This window comes from Blautia sp. MB18-30, from assembly GCF_023669475.1.
GTDB lineage: Bacteria > Bacillota > Clostridia > Lachnospirales > Lachnospiraceae > Blautia_A > Blautia_A fusiformis.
Genome location: NZ_JAMOYY010000086.1, coordinates 1 through 1,499 on the forward strand (window position 1 = coordinate 1; position 1,499 = coordinate 1,499).

1 rRNA gene is annotated in these 1,499 nt (G+C 52.5%); it reads right to left on the reverse strand.

Annotation, left to right across the window (positions count from 1 at the left end):
• Positions 1 to 1,499: ribosomal RNA gene (locus NCY57_RS16605) — 23S ribosomal RNA — on the reverse strand; the annotation flags it as partial.

The following is a 1,499-nucleotide window of genomic DNA, read 5'->3' on the forward strand; positions in this document are numbered from 1 at the left end:
ACCTCTCCTCTTAACCTTCCAGCACCGGGCAGGCGTCAGCCCATATACCTCACCTTTCGGTTTCGCATAGACCTGTGTTTTTGCTAAACAGTTGCTTGAGCCTATTCTCTGCGGCCTGCTCTCGCAGGCACCCCTTCTCCCTAAGTTACGGGGCCATTTTGCCGAGTTCCTTGGCAATACTTCTTCCGCCGGCCTTAGGATTCTCTCCTCATCCACCTGTGTCGGTTTACGGTACGGGTACAATATGAACGATAGCGGCTTTTCTTGACGCATGGCTCACGGGCTTCGCTACTAATCTTCGCTCCACATCACGTCTTCCCATTGCCACACGGATTTTCCTATGTGACTGGTACCTCGCTTGTACCGGGCTTTCCATTCCCGGCTCCCGCTCTCCTTACGTGTCCCCACAGTTCTGTCATACTGCAGTACAGGAATATCAACCTGTTGTCCATCGGCTACGGCTCTCGCCCTCACCTTAGGTCCCGACTCACCCAGGGCAGATCAGCTTTACCCTGGAAACCTTGGATATTCGGCCTAGAGGATTCCCACCTCTATCTCGCTACTCATTCCGGCATTCTCTCTTCCATGCAGTCCACAGCTCCTTCCGGTACTGCTTCTTCCCGCATGCAATGCTCCTCTACCAATCTTTTCAGATTCCTTAGTTTCGGTGGCGCGTTTCAGCCCCGGACATTTTCGGCGCAGGACCTCTCGACCAGTGAGCTATTACGCACTCTTTGAATGTATGGCTGCTTCTGAGCCAACATCCTGGTTGTCTTCGAAATCCCACATCCTTTTCCACTTAACGCGCACTTTGGGACCTTAACTGTAGGTCTGGGCTCTTTCCCTTTTGACCGCCCAACTTATCTCGTGCAGTCTGACTCCCGGTGATATCTACACGGCATTCGGAGTTTGATATTCTTCGGTAGGCTTTGACGCCCCCTAGGAAATTCAGTGCTCTACCTCCGCAAGACTCACACCGAGGCTAGCCCTAAAGCTATTTCGAGGAGAACCAGCTATCTCCGGGTTCGATTGGAATTTCTCCCCTATCCACACCTCATCCCCACCCTTTTCAACGGATGTGGGTTCGGTCCTCCACTACCTCTTACGGCAGCTTCAACCTGGACATGGATAGATCACCCGGTTTCGGGTCTACTCCTACTGACTCTGGCCCTATTAAGACTTGGTTTCCCTACGGCTCCACACCTGAAGTGCTTAACCTTGCCAGTAAGCGTAACTCGCCGGACCGTTCTACAAAAAGTACGCGGTCGTACATATAAAGTACTTCCACAGCTTGTAGACACAGGGTTTCAGGTTCTCTTTCACTCCCCTCCCGGGGTCCTTTTCACCTTTCCTTCACAGTACTATGCGCTATCGGTCACTAAGTAGTATTTAGCCTTAGGGGGTGGTCCCCCTTACTTCCCACAAGGTTCCTCGTGTCTCGTGGTACTCCGGATCCTGCTCAGTCAGCTCTGCTTTCACGTACGGGGCTTTCACCCTCT